This window comes from Pseudonocardia sp. ICBG162 (genome assembly GCF_020496225.1).
Lineage (GTDB): Bacteria > Actinomycetota > Actinomycetes > Mycobacteriales > Pseudonocardiaceae > Pseudonocardia > Pseudonocardia alni.
In genome coordinates, this window is record NZ_JAHLJD010000013.1 from 1,302,921 (window position 1) to 1,321,751 (window position 18,831).

12 protein-coding genes and 1 riboswitch are annotated in these 18,831 nt (G+C 74.9%); of the genes, 6 read left to right on the forward strand and 6 right to left on the reverse strand.

Annotated elements, in window-relative coordinates; genetic code table 11:
• Positions 1-1,216 precede the first annotated feature (1,216 nt).
• Positions 1,217-2,107, reverse strand: coding sequence for an ATP-grasp fold amidoligase family protein (locus KPL60_RS09090; RefSeq protein WP_062402669.1), 891 nt, complete (start codon positions 2,105-2,107; stop codon positions 1,217-1,219).
• Between the two features lie 257 nt (positions 2,108-2,364).
• Between KPL60_RS09090 and KPL60_RS09095 the strand changes: the two genes are divergently transcribed.
• From KPL60_RS09095 to KPL60_RS09110, 4 genes are all read left to right on the forward strand, one after another.
• Positions 2,365-3,366, forward strand: a complete 1,002-nt coding sequence (locus KPL60_RS09095) for a glycosyltransferase family A protein (RefSeq protein WP_168172231.1) — start codon at positions 2,365-2,367, stop codon at positions 3,364-3,366.
• Between the two features lie 28 nt (positions 3,367-3,394).
• Entirely contained in the window at positions 3,395-4,414 is a 1,020-nt protein-coding gene (locus KPL60_RS09100) for a DNA topoisomerase IB (RefSeq protein WP_226365535.1), read from the forward strand.
• Between the two features lie 44 nt (positions 4,415-4,458).
• Positions 4,459-5,661, forward strand: coding sequence for an MFS transporter (locus KPL60_RS09105; protein ID WP_226356432.1), 1,203 nt, complete (start codon positions 4,459-4,461; stop codon positions 5,659-5,661).
• 66 nt (positions 5,662-5,727) lie between these two features.
• Positions 5,728-7,056: an MFS transporter gene (locus tag KPL60_RS09110; protein WP_226356431.1), complete on the forward strand. Its 1,329-nt coding sequence runs from the start codon at positions 5,728-5,730 to the stop codon at positions 7,054-7,056.
• Positions 7,057-7,059: 3 nt separating this feature from the next.
• Here the strand turns inward: KPL60_RS09110 and KPL60_RS09115 are convergent, their stop codons facing one another.
• Positions 7,060-8,535 carry an MFS transporter gene (locus tag KPL60_RS09115; protein ID WP_226356430.1) on the reverse strand — a complete coding sequence of 492 codons (1,476 nt, stop codon included), beginning with the start codon at positions 8,533-8,535 and terminating at the stop codon, positions 7,060-7,062.
• A gap of 117 nt (positions 8,536-8,652) precedes the next feature.
• On the opposite strand from KPL60_RS09115, the gene KPL60_RS09120 reads away from it, so the two are divergent.
• Entirely contained in the window at positions 8,653-10,209 is a 1,557-nt protein-coding gene (locus KPL60_RS09120; RefSeq protein ID WP_226356429.1) for an acetolactate synthase large subunit, read from the forward strand.
• Between the two features lie 248 nt (positions 10,210-10,457).
• Here the strand turns inward: KPL60_RS09120 and KPL60_RS09125 are convergent, their stop codons facing one another.
• Positions 10,458-11,765, reverse strand: a complete 1,308-nt coding sequence (locus KPL60_RS09125) for a hypothetical protein (protein WP_226365536.1) — start codon at positions 11,763-11,765, stop codon at positions 10,458-10,460.
• On the reverse strand, positions 11,762-12,394 hold the full coding sequence (locus KPL60_RS09130; protein ID WP_226356427.1) for a hypothetical protein: 633 nt from the start codon (positions 12,392-12,394) through the stop codon (positions 11,762-11,764). The genes KPL60_RS09125 and KPL60_RS09130 overlap by 4 nt, the downstream gene beginning before the upstream one ends.
• A 114-nt stretch (positions 12,395-12,508) precedes the next feature.
• On the opposite strand from KPL60_RS09130, the gene KPL60_RS09135 reads away from it, so the two are divergent.
• Positions 12,509-13,864 (forward strand): MFS transporter, encoded by a 1,356-nt coding sequence (locus KPL60_RS09135; protein WP_226365537.1) that lies wholly within the window; start codon positions 12,509-12,511, stop codon positions 13,862-13,864.
• 9 nt (positions 13,865-13,873) lie between these two features.
• Here the strand turns inward: KPL60_RS09135 and KPL60_RS09140 are convergent, their stop codons facing one another.
• Together KPL60_RS09140 and cobN are read right to left on the reverse strand one after the other, a co-directional pair.
• Positions 13,874-14,716, reverse strand: coding sequence for an alpha/beta fold hydrolase (locus KPL60_RS09140; RefSeq protein WP_308016711.1), 843 nt, complete (start codon positions 14,714-14,716; stop codon positions 13,874-13,876).
• A gap of 319 nt (positions 14,717-15,035) precedes the next feature.
• Positions 15,036-18,659: a cobaltochelatase subunit CobN gene (gene cobN / locus KPL60_RS09145; RefSeq protein ID WP_226365538.1), complete on the reverse strand. Its 3,624-nt coding sequence runs from the start codon at positions 18,657-18,659 to the stop codon at positions 15,036-15,038.
• Positions 18,660-18,750: 91 nt separating this feature from the next.
• A riboswitch (cobalamin riboswitch) is annotated at positions 18,751-18,829 on the reverse strand.
• Positions 18,830-18,831: the final 2 nt, after the last annotated feature.

Genomic DNA, 18,831 nt, shown 5'->3' on the forward strand with positions numbered 1-18,831 from the left:
GGCAGACCGGCCCACGGTCCGCCGGCCACCCGGGGCAACGGCCACCAGCTTCTTCTGCTCGCGGGCGACCACAGCCGCGAGGCCGGGCCGCGCCGCAGCACGGCACGCCGGTTCCCGGGCACGCACCTGTCCCCGGCCCGGCGGTCCTGTCGCACCCCTCGCGAGGTCGTCGCACCCGCCGCGTGGGGTGCGACGACCTCGTCAGCGGTGCGGCAGGCCGGGCGAGGGCGACCTCGCCGGCTGCAGCGATGCGGCCGGGCCCCCGCCGGACGGCCCGGGTCGTCCGCACCCCGCGGAATCGCACGCCGCCCGACGAGGGCGGTCCTCACCCACGCGCCGAGGAGCGCCCCGCCGGGCGACGTGCGCGACAGACCTGTCGATCGGTACGTGAGCGCTGTCCGACCAGGCGTCGGCAACGCTCAGGTACTGATCGATCGGCGGCGGGCGCCGTCGTCGCACGCTCTCCACGGCTCACATCCCGGCTCCGCCTCGACGACGGCCACGACAGCACCTCGGGGACCGGAGCAGGGGGCACACCCCTTCATGGGCAGCCACACCTGTTGCAGAGGGTGTGACTGCCCGCGAAGGGGTGTGGAGGTGCGGCGACCCGCGACGACGCACGGCGACCGTCGCGTGGGGTGCCGCGGCCGGCGGCGGGTCGCCACGGGGTCGTCGGGGCTCGGCGCGGCGGACAGGTGGGCGGGCGTGGGGCGGACGGGTGGGGCGGACGGGTGGGGCGGAGGGGTGGGGCGGAGGGGTGGGGCGGAGGGGTGGGGCGGAGGGGTGGGGCGGAGGGGTGGGGCGGAGGGTGTGCAGCGGCGAGGGCGGGGCAGGACGAGGGGCTGCGCGAGAACCCGGTGAGTGCGGGCGTCCGGTGTGCAGGAGCCCGGTGAGTGCGCGAGCCCGGTGAGTGGACGAGCCCGGTGACCGGACCAGCCGGGTGCATGCACGAGACCGGTCCGTGCACGCCCGGTGGGTGCGCGGACTCGGCGCATGGGTGGAGCCGGATGGGTGCGCGCCCGGTGAAACGCACAGGCCGGGGAGCACGCGAGGCCCGGCCGGTGCACGCCCGGCGGGTGCACGAGCCCGGACGCACGCGGAGCCCGGTGGGTGCACGGGCCCTCCGAGGTGCACCGCCCCGGGGAAACGCGCGAAGGCTCCGGTGGAGGCGACGTCCGGGGCCCGTACGAGAGCCCGGGTGGACCCGAGAGCCCGGTCAGGAGCGCTGGATGAACTTCTCCGGGATCGGGGTCCCGTTGCGCCACAGGTTCCCCAGCGCCCGGTCGAAGGCGCGGGGCCGCAGCCGGACGAGCCCGCCGCCCGGGTTGTGGGTGATCTCGCCGAAGTAGACGTGGCCGTCGACGTCGTAGAGGTCGACGCGGGCGAAGGTGAAGTCCTTGCCCAGCGCGCGGGCGATCTCCAGCATCCGCTCGTAGGACGCGGGCTTCTCCGGCAGCGCGTCGGCCTGGGAGAAGCGCCCGGAGATCCGGAACGGCACCCAGTCCGGGTGCAGCATCGTCGAGGTGTGGGCGACGAAGCGGTCCTGGTCGATGACGACCATCGCGGGCTCGCCGTGGAAGACGAAGAACTTGTAGTCGGCGGGCGGCTTGGTGCCGTCGCCGATCATCTCCTCGACGACGGCGCGCGGGGTGAGCCCCTCGTAGGGGCGCTCGCGCCAGCCGTGGGTGAAGAAGTCGGTGCGCAGCCAGCGGGCGACCGTCGAGCGGATCTTCGCGTGATCAGCGGCGGCCGGGTGGCGCACCAGGATCGTCATGTCGCAGCCGTGGGTGCCCTTGACGACGTAGGGACCCGCGGGGGCCTCCAGGTCGAGGTCCTCGGGCCGCTCGACCACCTGGATGAGCGGGATGAGGTGCTCGGCCCCGATCCGCTCGGCCACGTGTTCCCGGACGGCGTACTTGTCCGCGGTGACGTGCACCAGCTCGGGCTGGTCGTCGAGGTTCTTCTTCGCGAGCAGCTGGGACCAGGTCCGCGGCCGCCGGAACGTCGTCAGCTCCCCCTGGAACAGGGCGTGGTGGGCGATCGCGAAGGCGCGGTGCGGCAGGAACCGGAGCCGCCGGGAGAGCATCACCCGTGCGTCGAACGACATTCTCCGGACGATAGCGACCCTCTCCCACCACCCGGCGCACCGGCCCCGGACCGGGTGGCCCGGCCACACCGGGCAACCCCGGATGCCGCACGGACGTCACCAACAGTGCGCACGCTCGTTGCCATTCGCGAGGAATGCCCGCAGCAGGGCCTCGGTCGACGGCGTGCCGAATGCTCTGCGTCACCCCTTACGGTGAATGCGGGGCGGACGGCGCCGAAGACGGGCGCACCCCGGAAGGAGCACCGACAGTGCCGATCGTGCGGAACCCCCACGTTCTCGTCACCGTGATCACCCCGGCCTACAACGTCGGTCCCTGGATCGGCGAGGCCATCGACTCGGTGCTCGCGCAGACCGAGTCCCGGTTCGAGTACCTCGTCGTCGACGACGGGTCGACCGACGACACCGCCGACGTCGTCCGCTCGCGCGCCGAGCGCGACCCGCGGGTGCGGCTGATCCAGGTGGAGAACGGCGGCTCGGGTGCCGCGCGCAACCGCGCCCTGGCCGAGAGTGCCGCCCCCTTCGTCGCGTTCCTGGACGGCGACGACCGCTGGCACCCCGAGTTCCTGTCGCACATGCTCGAGACCATGCACACCGCCCCGCCCGGGGTCGGGATGGCGTACTGCCACACCCGCGTGATGCTGGAGTCCGGGCAGGTCGTGGCGCTGCGCTGGCAGCCGTCGGGCAAGGTCGACATCGACAAGCAGCTGGTGGAGAACAACCCGCCGCACAACGGCAGCTCGCTGATGATCCGCCGGGCCTGCTTCGACCAGGTCGGCGGCTTCGACTGCTCGCTGCCCTCCGCGGTCGACTTCGAGATGTGGCTGCGGATCGCCGCCGGCTCGAACTACCCGCTGATGTGGGGCACCCGCCGCTGGCTGCTCGACATGCGACTGATGCGCACCGGGTCGATCAGCTCCAACCGGCAGCGGCGGTTCGAGTGCCTGGACAAGGTCATCGCCGACTACGCCCCCCGGATGGGCCGCCAGCACCCGGGCATGGCCTACGTCCGGCCCGCGGTGTTCGCCTACCGCGACGGGCTGGACGACTTCGGCGACCGGTGGGCGCTGCTCGCCCGCGAGGCCGGCGCGAAGGAGCTCGCGAAGGACTCCTGGGGCCGGTCGCTGCTGGCGTGGAGCAGCGCGGGCCGCGAGCGTCGCGCTCAACTGCGCAACGTCCGCGACACCGCCCGCAACGGTGCCTACAAGGGCATGTCCGGGGCGCTGCGCACCGCGGTGAAGATCAACTCGCTGCGGGGATGATCCCGGCGCGCGGCGGGTATCCCCCGGCGTGCGACTGACCAGGGCGATCCCGTACCGCGGCGGCCTCACCCGCCGTCGTCGGGGACGGGGGTTCAGCTACCACGACGCGACCGGCGCCGCCGTCGCCGCGCCGGTGCGGGCCCGGATCGAGGAGCTGGTGATCCCGCCCGCCTGGCGGGACGTGTGGATCTCCGAGCGGGAACGCGACCACATCCAGGCCGTCGGCTACGACGACGCGGGCCGCCGCCAGTACGTCTACCACCCGCGCTGGCACGCCGACCGCGACACCGAGAAGCACGACCGCGTGCTCGAGCTCGCCCGCAGGCTGCCCCGCTTCCGTGAGCGCGTGCAGCGCGCCCTCGACGGCCGCGGGACCGGTCGCGACCGGGTGCTCGGCGGGGCGATGCGCATCCTCGACCTCGGGGTGTTCCGCACCGGCGGCGAGCAGTACGCCGAGGAGAACGGCACCTTCGGGCTGTCGACGCTGCGCCGCGAGCACGTCCGGCTGCGCGGTGGCGGCTGCGAGTTCTCCTACACCGCCAAGGGCGGCATCCACCGGCGCGTCCGGATCCGCGACGACGGCCTGGTCCGCCTGGTGCAGGCGCTGCGCCGGGCCCGTCCGGACGGCGACCGCTTCCTCGTCCACCGCGACGGGCGGCGCTGGCGCGAGATCCGCTCCGACGACGTCAACGACCACTTCCGCTCGCTCACCGACGCCGCGCACACCGCGAAGGACCTGCGGACCTGGAACGCCACCGTCGTCGCCGCGGTCGCGTTCGCCGAGCACGGCTCCGCCGGGGGCGCCGAGCTGTCCGCGACCGCGCTGAAGCGGGCCGAGGCCGCCGCGATGCGCCAGGTCGCCCGGGCGCTGGGCAACACCCCGGCCGTCGCCCGCAGCAGCTACGTCGACCCGCGCGTGGTGCGGGCCTTCGAGGAGGGCCACACGGTCGCGGCCGGGCTGCGCCGCATCCCGCGCGGCGCCGACGAGCACCGCAGCCGGGTCGCCGTCGAACGGGCGGTGCTGCGGCTGCTGGAACGCCACACCTGACCCCGCGGCCCGCCGGTGCCCGGCCGGTCCCGCATGATGGGCCCGTGGTGGCAGTCGAGGCGGGCCGGACGGAACGACGGGCCCGGGCGGCGGTGGCCCTGGTCTTCCTCACCAACGGCCTGGTCTACGCCAACCTGCTGCCCCGCTTCCCGCAGATCAAGGCCGACCTCGGCCTGTCCAACACCCAGCTCGGGCTCGCGGTGGCCGCGATGCCGTTCGCGGCGCTGCTGGCCGGGCTGACCGCGGGCCCGCTCATCGCCCGGTTCACCTCGGCGAAGGTGGCCTCGTTCGGGATGGCGGTGATCGCGCTCGGCGTCGTGCTGGTGGGGTTCGCGCCGTCCTGGGCGCTGTTCGCCACGGCGATGCTGCTGGTCGGGGCGTCCGACGCCGTCGTCGACGTCGCGCAGAACGCGCACGGGCTGCGGGTGCAGCGCCGCTACGGCCGGTCGATCCTCAACGGGTTCCACGCGCTCTGGTCGGTCGGGGCGGTCGCGGGCGGTCTGATGGGCTCGGCCGCCGCCGGGATCGGGCTGGCGCTGCCGGTGCACCTGGGGGTGTCGTCGCTGCTGTCGGTGGTGATCGCGGTCGCGGTGTACCCGCTGCTGCTGCGCGGCGCCGACGGCGACGACCGCCCGGCCCCCGACGCGGCCGACGGTGCACCGCCGCGGCGGCCCTGGACCGGGCTCGGCCCCCGCACCGTGGCGCTGCTCGCCGTGTTCGGGCTGGTCGCGATCTCCGGCACCCTGGTCGAGGACTCCGGCGCGACCTGGGCGGCGGTGTACCTGCAGGGGCTCGGGGCCGGTGCTGCCGTCGCCGGGCTCGGGTTCGTGGCGCTGCAGGGCTGCCAGTTCGTCGGCAGGCTGATCGGTGACCGGATGGTCGACCGGTTCGGCCAGCGCGCGGTGGCCCGCGCCGGCGGCGGGCTGGTGCTCGCCGGGATGGGGCTCGCGCTGGCGTTCCCGACGGTGCCCGGGACCGTCGCCGGGTTCGGTCTCGCCGGGTTCGGGGTGGCGACGCTCGTCCCGGCCGCGATGACCGCCGCCGACCACCTGCCGGGGCTGGCGCCGGGGACCGGGCTGACGATCGTCACCTGGCTGATGCGGGTGGGGTTCCTGGTGTCACCGCCGGTGGTCGGGCTGGTCGCCGACGCGACGTCGCTGCGGGTCGGGCTGCTGGTCGTCCCGGTGGCCGGGCTGGTCGTGGTGCTCGTCGCGGGGGTGCTCTCCCCCCGTCGCACCCGGGCCTGAACGCCGGCCGACCGGACCACTCGTGCGTCTCGACACGAATCGGACGACCCCTTAGCGTCAGGGCGCATGTCCTCCACCGTCCCGCCGGCGTCGCCGGGACCCGCACTCCGGTCCTCCCGGAAGGTCGCCACCGCCAGCCTGGTCGGCACCACCATCGAGTGGTACGACTTCTTCATCTTCGGCACGGCCGCGGCCCTGGTGTTCAACCAGGTGTTCTTCCCGTCGGTCGACCCCGTCACCGGCACCCTGTCCGCGTTCGGCGCGTTCGCCGTCGGGTTCATCGCCCGCCCGCTCGGCGGGGCGGTGTTCGCGCACTTCGGCGACCGGGTCGGCCGGAAACCGATGCTCGTCTACTCGCTGCTCCTGATGGGCGCGGCGACCGTCGGGATGGGCCTGCTGCCCGGCTACGACACGCTCGGCGTCTGGGCTCCGGTCCTGCTGGTGACGCTGCGGTTCCTGCAGGGGTTCGGCGTCGGCGGCGAGTGGGGCGGTGCGGCGCTGATGGCCGTCGAGCACGCCCCGTCGCACCGGCGCGGGTTCTACGGCAGCTGGCCGCAGGTCGGTGTGCCGCTCGGCCTGGTGCTGGGGACGGCGACGTTCGCGGTGCTGTCCGCGACGCTCACCGACGAGCAGTTCCTGGCGTGGGGCTGGCGGGTGCCGTTCCTCGCCAGCATCGCGCTGATCGGGGTCGGGATGTGGATCCGGCTCGGCGTCCACGAGTCGCCGGTGTTCCGGAAGGCGATGGACGAGAAGGCCGCGAACCGGATGCCGGTGCTGGAGGCGCTGCGCACCTATCCGAAGGAGATCCTGCTCGCCGCCGGGTCGTTCCTCGCGACGAACTCGACGTTCTACGTCTCCTCGGTCTGGCTGGTCACCTACGCGACGCAGTCCCTGTCCTACGACCGCACGACGATCCTCGCGGCGAACTCGGTGCTGTCGCTGTCGGACATCCCGCTGATCATGGCGTTCGGGCTGCTGTCGGACCGGATCGGGCGGCGTCCGATGTTCGTCGGCGGGATGGCGCTGCTCGCGGTGTTCGCGGTGCCGTACTTCTGGCTCGTGTCGACCGGCAGCATCTGGCTGTTCCTGCTGGGCGGGCTGGTCGTGCAGGTGGCGCGCTCGGCGGTGTACGGGCCGCAGTCGGCGTTCTTCGCCGAGCAGTTCTCCACCAGCATGCGGTACTCGGGGGCGTCGCTGGCCTACCAGATCGCGTCGATCCTGGGCGGCCTCGCGCCGCTGCTGTGCACCGCGCTCGTCGCGCTGACCGGGTCGCTCTACGCCGTCGCCGGCTACGTCGTCGGGATCGCGCTGGTGTCGATGGTCTGCTCGTGGCTGATGACCGAGACGCTCCGGTCCGGGCTGCGCGACGACGCCGGCGTCGTCGCCCGGACCTGACCCCTACCGTCCGCCGGTCGCGGTCACCGGCGTGCCCCGTCCGCGGGTGCGCCGGGCCGCGACCAGGTCGGTGATCCCGAGCACGAGGGCCAGCGCCACCAGCCCGACGGTGATCAGCAGGCCGTGCGAGATGGCGTCCGCCCAGTCCCCGCCGGACGCGGTGAGCCTGCCGAAGAACACCGCGCCGACCGCGGACAGCCCGATTGCCGTCCCGATCCGCTGCCCGGTCTGCAGCACCCCGCCCGCGGTGCCGCCGGAGGTGTGCGGGATCTCCGACAGCGCGAGGGTCTGGTTCGGTGCGATCACCAGCCCGCCGCCCGCCCCGGCGAGCAGCAGCGGCCCGGCGATCGCGAGCCCGGTCCACGGGCTGTGCGCGGTCGCGGCCAGGACGAGGTCGGTGACGCCGAGCCCGACCATCACCGTCGCCAGCCCGACGACGATCATCGGCTGCCCGAACCGGGCCACCAGGCGCCCGCTGAGCGCGGAGGTGACCGCGGACCCGAGCGCGAACGCCGTGAGCGTGAGGCCGGTCTGCAGCGGGGTGTAGCCCAGCCCGTTCTGCAGGTAGAGGGTGAGCACGAAGAAGATCGAGGTGAACCCGGCGAAGTAGATCGAGCCGAGCGTGGTGCCGACGGCGTAGCTGCGGGTCCGCAGCAGCGCGAAGTCGATCAGCGGGTGGCCGTGGACGCGCTTGGCCCGCCGCTCCCAGGCCACGAACGCCACCAGTGCCGCGACCGAGACCGCGACCAACCACCACGGCGCCGACGCCGGGTCCCGCTCGGCGAGCACCAGCGGCAGCATCAGCGCGACGACGGCGACGCCGAGCAGCACCGAGCCGCCCAGGTCCAGCGGGCGCCGCTCCCCCGTGGTCACGGTGTCGGCGGGCAGCAGCCGGAACGCCGCGACCAGCGCCGCGACGCCGATCGGGATGTTGACGAAGAAGACCCAGCGCCAGCCGTCGGCGTCGCCGGCCCAGGCCAGCAGCAGCCCGCCGAGCAGCGGGCCGACCGCGGTGGAGATCCCGACGACGGCGCCGAACATGCCGAACGCGGAGCCCCGCTCCGGGCCGCGGAACAGGTCCTGGATGAACCCGACGACCTGCGGGGACAGCAGCCCGGCCGCGACGCCCTGCACCAGCCGGACCGCGACGAGCACCTCCGGGTTCGGCGCGAACCCGGCGACCGCGCTGGTCAGGGTGAACAGGGCGAGGCCGGTGACGAACATGCGACGGCGGCCGCGGTCGTCGCCGAGACGGCCGGCGGCGACCAGGACGAGACCGAAGGTGAGCGCGTAGCCGGACACGATCCACGACAGCTGCGCGGCCGAGGCCCGCAGACCGGCCTGCATGGCCGGCAGCGCGACGTTGACGATGCTGACGTCGAGCAGGCTCATGAACCCGGCGACCAGGCAGACCGACAGCGCCCGCCAGCGTCGCGGGTCGGGGGTGTACGCCTCGGGCGCGGTGCGGTCGTCGCTCACAGTCCCTCATTCCGCGTCCTGGCGCTGCGGGCCGCAACTCGAACCCGGGTCCTGCGGGCACGCGTCACATCGTGTGGACTCACCGACCATGTGGACCGTAGAGATCGGGAACCGGTCGTGAGGGGCGCCGAGGCGCTGGTCGGGTCGCTCACCGCGGCCGGTGTCGACGTGTGCTTCATGAACCCGGGGACCTCGGAGATGCACTTCGTGCAGGCGCTCGACGCGGTGCCGGAGATGCGCGGGGTGCTGGCCCTGTTCGAGGGCGTCGCGACCGGCGCCGCCGACGCCTACGCGCGCATCGCCGGGAAGCCGGCGGCGGTGCTGCTGCACCTCGGGCCGGGGCTGGGCAACGGGCTGGCGAACCTGCACAACGCGCGCCGGGCCGGGACGCCGCTGCTGTGCGTGGTCGGCGGGCACGCGACCGACCACGTCCGCTTCGACGCGCCGCTGGAGTCCGACATCACCGCGGTGGCGCGGACCGTGTCCGGGTGGGTGCACACCAGCGGCGACGTGCGCGACGTCGCCGCCGACGCGATGCGCGCCCTCGCCGCGACCGGCGAGCGCGGCGGGCAGGTCGCGACGCTGGTGCTGCCGGCCGACGTGTCCTGGTCGGAGGGCGCGTCGCCCGCCCCGCCGCTGCCGGTCGCCGGACCGTTCCCGCCGGACCCCTCGCGGGTCGCCGCGGCCGCCGACGCCGTCCGCGCGCCCGGCGCGACGCTGCTGCTGGGCGGGCCCGCACTGAGCGCGGCGGGCGTCGACGCCGCCGGGCGGATCGCCGCGGCCACCGGGGCCCGGCTGCTGGTCGAGACCTTCCCCCGGTGCTGGGAGACCGGCGCCGGCCGGACCCGCATCGACAAGCTCGCCTACTTCGCCGAGCAGGCGATCGAGCAGCTGGACGGCACGTCGTCGCTGGTGCTGGCCGGGGCGCGGTCGCCGGTGTCGTTCTTCGGCTACCCGGGCGTGCCCGGGGACCTGGTGCCCGAGGGTGCCGCCGTGGTGGGGCTCGCCGACCCGGCGACCGACGCGACGGCCGCGCTGGAGGCCCTCGCCGACGTCGTCGCCGGCGACGCGGCTCCCGCGCTCGCCCCGCACGAGGCGCCGGAGCCCGCGCCGGGCGCGCTCGACGTGCGGGGGCTGTGCGCCGCCGTCGCCGCGACGCTGCCGCAGGACGCGATCGTGGTCGACGAGGCGCTGACGGCGGCGGCGTCGCTGGCGATGTCGTTGCAGACCGCGCCGCGGCACACCCAGATCGCGCTGACCGGCGGTGCGATCGGGATGGGGCTGCCCGCCGCGGTGGGTGCCGCGGTCGCCGCGCCGGACCGTCCGGTGGTGGCGGTGCAGGCCGACGGCAGCGCGCTCTACACCGCCCAGGCGCTGTGGACGATGGCCCGCGAACGGCTCGACGTCACCGTCGTGCTGATCAACAACGCGGCGTACTCGATCCTGCGGGTGGAGCTGGCCCGCACCGGGGCCGGGGAGGCGGCGCACTCCGGGCGGGCGGGCCGGATGCTGGACCTGTCCGACCCGACGCCGGACTTCACCGCACTGGCGACCGGGCTCGGGGTGCCCGCCGAGCGGGTCACCACCACCGAGGGACTGCTCGACGCGCTGCGGCGGGCGCAGGCCGAGCCGGGCCCGCACCTGGTCGAGGCGATCGTCCCCGCCCTGGGCTGAGCCCCGGCGGGCGTGGCCGGGCTCGCTCCTGCGACCCGGTCCGGCGGCACGACCCGCGCAGCCGGACGCCGCACAGGTTCCGGATGCGCCGCACAGGGAGGAACCCGTGCGGCGCACCGCGTACCTGTGCGGCGCTGCCGGAACCTGTGCGACGCGGTCGGCACCGTTGCGGCGCGACCGGAACGCACGCGGCACGGCGCCGAACCCGCGCGGCACGGCCGGAGCCGTGCGGCGCGGGTTCGGGGGCGCTAGAGGGACAGCAGGCGGTCGAAGAACTCGCGGTAGCGGGTGAGCGCCTGGCGCAGGTCCTCGGTCGAGGCGTCGTCGCGGGAGAACTGGGCCTCCAGGTCGTCGCGCTGACGACGGAACAGCGACTCCATCTCGTCGAGGATCTCCCCCACCAGCGCGTTCGCCCCGTGGACGGCGCGGCGGGGCTCGTCGACGAACTCGCCCTTCAGCGTCGACCAGCGGTCCTGGTACTCGCGGGCCCGGTCGGCCGGGAGCAGCGACGAGCCGCCGGTGGCGGGGTCGGTCGCCGCCGGGTCGGCCCCCGGTCCGGTCGCGCCGCCCCGCGGGTCACCGGGGTCGCGCAGGTCGTCGTGCCCGCGGTCCGGTGTCGCGTCGTGGTGACGGCCGCCGGTCGCGCCGTCCTCCCGGACGGGTGCGCCACGGGTGGTCGCCGCGGCGGCCACGCCGGCCGCGGTCCCGCCTGCGGCCGGGGTGGTCCCGGCGCCGCCCGCGGAGCCGGGCGCCGCGTCGCGGGGCGGTGCGCCGGTCCCCGGTGCGCCGGTCCCGACACCGCCGCCGGGCGGGACCCCGCCCGCGTCGGCCGGTCCCCGGCCGCCCGCCGCCGCGGGGTCACCGAGCGTGTCGCGTCGTCCGGCCGGGCCGGCGTCGCGGGGGTCGGCACCCGGTGCGCCCGGGCCGCCGTGGGGGTCGCCGCCGGGCAGGTGCCCGCCACGGGGATCGGCACCGCGCGGGTCACCACCCGGCAGATCGCCCGCACGCGGATCGCCGGTCCGTGGGGCACCACCGGCGAGGTCACCGGCGCGCGGGTCGGCACCACGCGGGTCCCCGCCCGCCATGTCGCCACCGCGCAGGTCGCCGCCCCGCGGGTCCCCACCCCGCGGGTCCCCACCTCGGAGGTCTCCACCGCGCGGGTCGCCGTCCCGGGGGTCCGCGCCGCGGGGCCCACCGGCACCCGGGTCGGCGCCGAGCGGGTCGGCGCCGCGGGGGTCGGCACTGCGGGGGTCACCGGCACGCGGGTCGCCACCGGGGTCACCGGCACGCGCGGCCCGCGGGTCCCCGCCGGCCGTACGGTCCTCGGCCAGTCGTCCGCCGGGGGCGTCCCCCGGCCCGGCCCCGGGGCCCGCCAGCGGCGGGGCGTCCGGGTCGCCGTGGCGCTGACCCGGGACGCCCGCGTCCTGCTCTGCGGTGCCCGCCGCCTCGCGGCGCTCCCAGCCGGCGTCGCGCTCGTCCTCGCTGCGGCCGGTGAACGCGTCCTTGATCGAGTCGGCCAGTCGGGCCGCCTTGCTGCTGCCCTGGTGCTCGCTCATGCCGTGGTCTCCCGTCGGGTGTCCTGGTCCGGTCCGCCCTGGCGGTGGCGGCCGTCGTTCTCGGGACGGCCGCCGGAACCGGTGCCGTCGCCGTCGTCGAGCAGGGCGTCGATCAGTGCGCGGTAGCTCGTCACCGCGTGCCGGAGGTCCTCGGTCCCAGCTCGCCCGGCGGAGTGCTCACGGGAGATCGCCCGTGCCTCGCGGTAGCGCTGCGTGACGACCGGGTAGGCGACGGACAGGTCCTCCTCGCGGCGGTCGACGTCCTCGGCGGGGTACCCGCGGGCCGCCATGACGTCGGCGACGAGCGCGTCGGCGTCGTGCACCGCCCGGGACGGGTCGTCGACGAAGCCCTCCTGCACCTGCTGCCACCGGCGGCGGTAGCCGTCACGCTCCTGCGGGTCGAGGGATCGCAAGGTCAGCGCGTCGTGGCGCTTGCGGCGCTCGGCGAGCTCCTTCTCCGCGTCGCGGGGGTCGTCCGCGTCGCGCACGGTGCGCTCGTACTCGGGTCCGAACTGGTCACGGAGCTCGGCGGAGCGACGACGGCGCAGCATCGTCGCGGCGACCACGGCGAGTATGGCGACGACGATCACCACCACGGCGACGACGATGATCGTTGTGATGTCGGTCATAGCGCGGTATACCCGATTGCGCGAGCCGGAAACACGGAGCGTGTTTGTTGATCACGAAAGGTGATCACTGAATCGACTTGACCTGCACTGGGGTTCAGGGAGCAGGGTGGCGCCGTGGTCGAGGCGCGGACGGACGGGGCGGGTGTCTGGTCCCAGGGCCGCGCGCCGACGACCGTCGGGATCCTGCTGCTGATCAGCCTGACCGCGTTCGAGGCGATGGGCGTGGGGACCGCGATGCCCGCCGTCGTCGCCGACCTGGGCGGGGTCGCCTGCTACGCCTGGCCGTTCGTGCTGTTCCTGGCCGCGGCGGTCTTCGGCACCGTCGCCGGCGGCCGCTGGTGCGACGTCCGGGGCCCCCGGGTGCCGCTCGTCGCCGCGCCGGTCCTGTTCGGGGCGGGCCTGCTGGTCGCCGGGTTCGCGACGACGATGACCGGGCTCCTCGCCGGCCGGGTCCTGCAGGGACTGGGCGCGGGGGCCCAGGGCGTCGCGGTGTACGTGCTCGTCGCCGAGGTGTACCCCTCGCGGCAGCGCCCGGTGGTGTTCGGGCTGATCTCCTCGGCGTGGGTGCTGCCCGCGCTCGTCGGTCCCCCGCTGGCCGGGCTGGTGACCGAGCGCCTGTCCTGGCACTGGGTCTTCCTGGGGCTGCTGCCGGTGGTGGGGCTGGCCCTGGTGCTGATCGCCCCGGTGGTGCGCGTCCTGCGACCGCCCGCCGGACCGGCGACGGGCGGCCACGGGGCGGGCCTGGTGCCCGCGGCGCTCGGTGCCGCGGTCGGTGTCGCCGGGCTGAGCTGGGCGCTGGAGAACCTCGACCCCGGCGGCGCGGTGGCCGGCGTCGTCGCCGTCGTGGTGCTGGTGCCCTCGCTGCGCAGGCTGCTGCCCCGCGGGACCGTCCTCGCGCGCCCGGGCATCGCCGCGGTCGTCGCGGCCCGTGGCCTGGTCGCCGCGGCGTTCTTCCCGGTCGTGTCGTTCCTGCCGCTGGTGCTCACCGCGACGCACGGCTGGTCGCTGACCGCCGCCGGGACGCCGCTGATCGTCGCGTCGCTGGGCTGGTCGGCGGCCGCCGCCTGGCAGGCCCGACGGCCCGACGCCGACCGCTCGGTGATGCTGCGCGCCGGGTTCGCGACGATCGCCGCGGGCCAGGTCGCGCTGGTCCCGGTCGCCGCGGGGCTGCTGCCGGGCTGGCTCGCCGTCGGGTTCTGGGGCGTGTCGGGGCTCGGGATGGGCGTGGCGTTCTCCGCGATCGCCTACCTGACCCTCGCCCACTCCGACGCCCACGACGTCGGCTCGCACTCCTCGGCGGCGCAGCTGCTCGACCAGCTCGCGACGGCGGCGTTCGTCGGCCTGGGCGGCGCGCTGCTGGTGGCGCTGGTGTCACCGGCCGTCGCGCTGCCGGTGCTGCTGGTCGTGGTCGCGGTGCCCGCGGTCGCCGGTGCGCTGACCGCGTCGCGGACGCGGGTGCCAGAGCCCTGAGCCCCGGCCTCAGATCCCGGACGGGCGGGCGAGCAGCTCGGCGACCGCGGCGTCGATGAAGGCCGTGTCGAACGGGTTCTTCCCGCCGCCGGCGAAGTGCCCCCACACCCCGGGGATCACCCGCAGCTCGGTGCCGTCCCGCATGTGCGACACCGCCCAGGCCTCGTCCTCGGGCGGGAAGTACAGGTCCTTCTCCGCGGGCATCACGATCGCCGTCGCCCGGATCGAGGCCAGCGCCTCCTCGGTCGAGCCGGCGCCCGGGGTCGCGCCGACGTCGCCGTGCCACCAGGTGTCGAGCATGGTCAGCAGGTTGTTCGGGTCACGACCGTCGAGGAAGAAGCCCTCCCAGAAGTCGACGACGAAGTCCTCCAGCGAGGTGTTGCCCAGCCGGCGCCACTCCTCCTCCAGGTAGAACGCCTGGGAGAAGCCCCAGCCGGCGTAGATCCGGGCGAACGCGCGCAGCCCCTGCGCCGGCGGGACCGTGTAGCGGCCGCCGTCGAACCCGACCGCGGCCATGAGCGCGGCACGCAGCGAGTCGAGGAACACCTGGTTGTGCGGCGCGGTCCGCGGCGACCCGCAGAACGGCAGGATGCGCTGCACCATCTCGGGGTGGCTGACCGCCCACTGGTAGGTCTGGCCCGCGCCCATCGACCACCCGAGCACCAGCGACAGGGTGCGGATCCCGAAGTGCTCGGTGACGAGCCGGTACTGGGCCTCGACGTTGTCGCGCACCCGGATCGGCGGGAACGACGGGCCGTCGTGCGGCACCGGGGCGTTCGACGGCGAGGTGGACAGCCCGTTGCCCAGCATGTTCGGCACGATGACGAACCAGCGGTCCGGGTCGAGCGCCATCCCTCACCGATCAGCCACTCGTTGTCCCAGTGCCGCCCGGAGTACCAGGTCGGGTAGACGATGGCGTTGTCCTTCGCCGCGTTCAGCTCGCCGTAGGTGCGGTAGGCGATCCGGGCCGGGCGCAGCGTCCGCCCGCAGTCGAGCGTCAGGTCGTCGATCTCGAAGACCTCGTAGGGCTCGTCGCGGCCGTAGCGGGGCCGGGCGGTGGGCTCGGGGTCGGGCACGGGGGTCCTCCGGGGCTGGCGACGGTCGACCGATGGTTTCCCAGGAAATATGTTCCTGGGAAACCATCGGTGTCAAGGCCGGAGGGTCCCGCGGCTCAGCCGTCGCCCTCGATGTCGCCCTCGGACTCCAGGTAGGCCTGCCGCAGCGCGTCCAGGGTCGCCTTCTCCGGGCTCTCCCAGAGACCGCGGTCGACGGCCTCCAGCAGCCGCTCGGCCATGCCGTGCAGCGCCCACGGGTTGGACTCGGCGAGGAACTTCCGGTTGTCCGGGTCCAGCACGTACTCGGCGGTCAGCGTCTCGTACTGCCAGTCCGCGATGACGCCGGTGGTGGCGTCCCAGCCGAACAGGTAGTCGACGGTCGCGGCCATCTCGAACGCGCCCTTGTAGCCGTGCCGGCGCATCGCGGCGATCCAGCGCGGGTTGACCACGCGGGCACGGAAGACCCGGGCGGTCTCCTCGTGCAGGCTGCGGGTGCGCACCGCCTCCGGACGGGTCGAGTCCCCGACGTAGGCGGCCGGCGCGGTACCGGTCAGCGCGCGCACCGTGGCGACCATGCCGCCGTGGTACTGGTAGTAGTCGTCGGAGTCGGCGATGTCGTGCTCGCGGGTGTCGATGTTCTTCGCCGCCACCGCGATCCGCCGGTAGGCGTTCTCCATGTCGTCCCGCGCGGGGACGCCGTCGAGGCCGCGGCCGTAGGCGTAGCCGCCCCAGGTGGAGTAGACCTCGGCGAGGTCGGCGTCGCCGCGCCAGTCGCGGGAGTCGACGAGCTGGAGCAGCCCGGCGCCGTAGGTGCCCGGCTTGGAGCCGAAGATCCGGGTGCGGGCGCGGCGGTCGTCGCCGGTGCGCTCGCGGTCGGCGTCGACGTGGGCGCGGACGTAGTTCTGCTCCGGGGTCTCGTCGAGCTCGGAGACCAGCTTCACCGCGTCGTCGAGCAGGGCCAGGACGTGCGGGAACGCGTCGCGGAAGAACCCGGAGATCCGGACCGTGACGTCGACGCGCGGTCGGCCGAGCTCGGCGAGGTCGATGACCTCCAGGCTGCGCACGCGACGGCTCGCGTCGTCCCACACCGGGCGGACGCCGAGCAGGGCGAACACCTCGGCGACGTCGTCGCCGGAGGTCCGCATCGCGCTGGTCCCCCACACCGACAGGCCGACGCTGCGCGGGTACTCGCCGTGGTCGGCCCGGTAGCGCTCGACCAGCGACTCGGCCATCGCCTGCCCGGTCTCCCAGGCCAGCTTCGACGGGACGGCCTTCGGGTCGACCGAGTAGAAGTTCCGCCCGGTCGGGAGCACGTTGACCAGCCCCCGCAACGGCGAACCGGACGGGCCGGCCGGGATGAACCCGCCGTCGAGGGCGTGCAGCACCCGGTCCAGCTCGTGCGCGGTGGCGTCGAGCCGGGGCACGACCTCGTCGGCGGCGAAGCGCAGCACGGCCTCGACGGCGGACAGGTCCGCGCCCGGCAGCGCCTCGGCCCCGGCGACGACCTCCGGTGCCGCCGAGGAGTCCCACCCGCGGGCCTCCATCCCGGCGACCAGCGCGCGGGCGACCCGCTCGACGGTGTCGGTGCGGGTGTTGGTCTCCGAGCCGTCCTCGACCAGGCCGAGCGCCTGGCGCAGACCCGGCACGGACTGCTCGCCGCCCCACATCTGCCGGGCGCGCAGCACCGCGAGGACCAGGTCGACGCGCTGCTCCCCGGCCGGTGCCTGGGCGAGCACGTGCAGGCCGTCGCGGATCTGGACGTCCTTGATCTCGCAGAGCCAGCCGTCGACGTGCATCAGCATGTCGTCGAAGACGTCCTCGTCGGGGCGCTGCTCCAGCCCGAGGTCCTGGTGCATCTGGGCCGCGGTCATCAGCGTCCAGATCTGCTGGCGGATCGCGGGCAGCTTCGCCGGGTCGAGTGCGGAGATGTTGGCGTGCTCGTCGAGCAGCTGCTCCAGCCGGGCGATGTCGCCGTAGGACTCGGCGCGCGCCATCGGCGGGATGAGGTGGTCGACCAGGGTGGCGTGCGCCCGGCGCTTGGCCTGGGTGCCCTCCCCCGGGTCGTTGACGAGGAACGGGTAGACCAGCGGCAGGTCGCCGAGGACGGCGTCGGTGCCGCAGGAGGCCGACATGCCCAGCGTCTTGCCGGGCAGCCACTCCAGGTTGCCGTGCTTGCCGATGTGCACGATCGCGTGCGCACCGAACCCGCCCTCAGACTCGGGCGCGGCCAGCCAGCGGTAGGCGCCCAGGTAGTGGTGCGACGGCGGCAGGTCCGGGTCGTGGTAGATCGCGACCGGGTTCTCCCCGAACCCGCGGGGCGGCTGCACGATCAGCGTGACGTTGCCGCGGCGCAGCGCTGCGACGACGATGTCGCCGTCCGGGTTCTGCGAGCGGTCGACGTAGTGCTCGCCCGGCGCCTCGCCCCAGTGCTCCTCGACCCCGGACCGGAAGTCCTCGGGCAGCGTGTCGAACCAGCTGCGGTACGTCGCGGCGGAGATCCGGACCGGGTTGCCGGCGAGCTTGTCCTCGGTCAGCCAGTCCGGGTCCTGCCCGCCGGCCTCGATCAGGGCGTGCATGAGCGCGTCGCCGTCGCCGGCCTCGACGCCCGGGAACGCCGCCTCGCCCTCGGTGGCGACCGCGTAGCCCGCCGCGGCCATCGTCCGCAGCAGCGCCACCGTCGACGCCGGCGTGTCCAGCCCGACCGCGTTGCCGATCCGCGCGTGCTTGGTCGGGTACGCCGACAGCATCAGCACGATCTTCTTGTCGGCGTTCGGGACGCGGCGCAGCGTCGCGTGCTTCACCGCGATCCCGGCGACCCGGGCGGCCCGCTCGTCGTCGGGGACGTAGACCGACAGGCCGTCGGCGTCGGTCTCCTTGAACGAGAACGGGACGGTGATCAGCCGGCCGTCGAACTCCGGCACGGCGACCTGGGTGGCGACGTCGAGCGGGGACATCCCGTCGTCGTTGGCCTCCCAGGTGGCGCGGGAGCTGGTCAGGCACAGGCCCTGCAGGATCGGGACGTCGAGCGCGGCCAGCTCGGTGACGTCCCACTCCTCGTCCTCACCGCCGGCCTGGGCGCTCGCGGGCTTGGTGCCGCCCGCGGCGAGCACGGTGACGACCATGGCATCGGCCTCGCGCAGCCGCTCCAGGAGCGCGGCCGGGGCCTGGCGCAGCGACGCGCACCAGAACGGCAGCGCGCGGGCGCCCTTCGCCGCGATCTGCTCGCAGAGCGCCTCGATGTAGCGGGTGTTCCCGGCCAGGAACTGGGCGCGGTAGAACAGCACCGCCACCGTCGGCCCGTCGACCTCCGTGTCGGGCAGCGACAGCTCGCCCCACTCGGGCAGCTCCACCGGCGGCGCGAAGCCCTCGCCGGTGAGCAGCACCGTGTCGGAGAGGAACGCGTGCAGCTGCGCCAGGTTCTCGGTGCCGCCCTGGGCCAGGTAGGTGTGGGCCTCGGCCGCGACGCCCGCGGGCACCGAGGACAGCTCCATCATCTCCGCGTCCGGGGCCATCTCCCCGCCCAGGCAGACCAGCGGCGTCGCGCGGGCCCGCAGCAGGTCCAGCCCCTCCTCGAAGTAGCGGTACCCGCCGAGGACGCGGACGACGACGACGGCGGCGGCGTCGGCCATCTCCGCGAGCTCGTCGTGGGTGACCCGGTTCGGGTTCGCGAGGCGGTAGTCCGCGCCCGAGGACCGGGCCGAGAGGAGGTCGGTGTCCGAGGTGGACAGCAGCAGGATCACCGGACGGCTCCGGGGGCGGTGTGGGCGCGCGTCATCGACGTACCTTCCTCGGGATTCCTCGTCCCGGGTGGGGCGGCGCGGCGGGCGGGCGCAGTGTCTGGCTCCCCCTTGCAGCGGCCAGGGGGTCACAGTGGCGGGACCGCGCCGGACTCGCACCGGCTTCCTGGTTCCC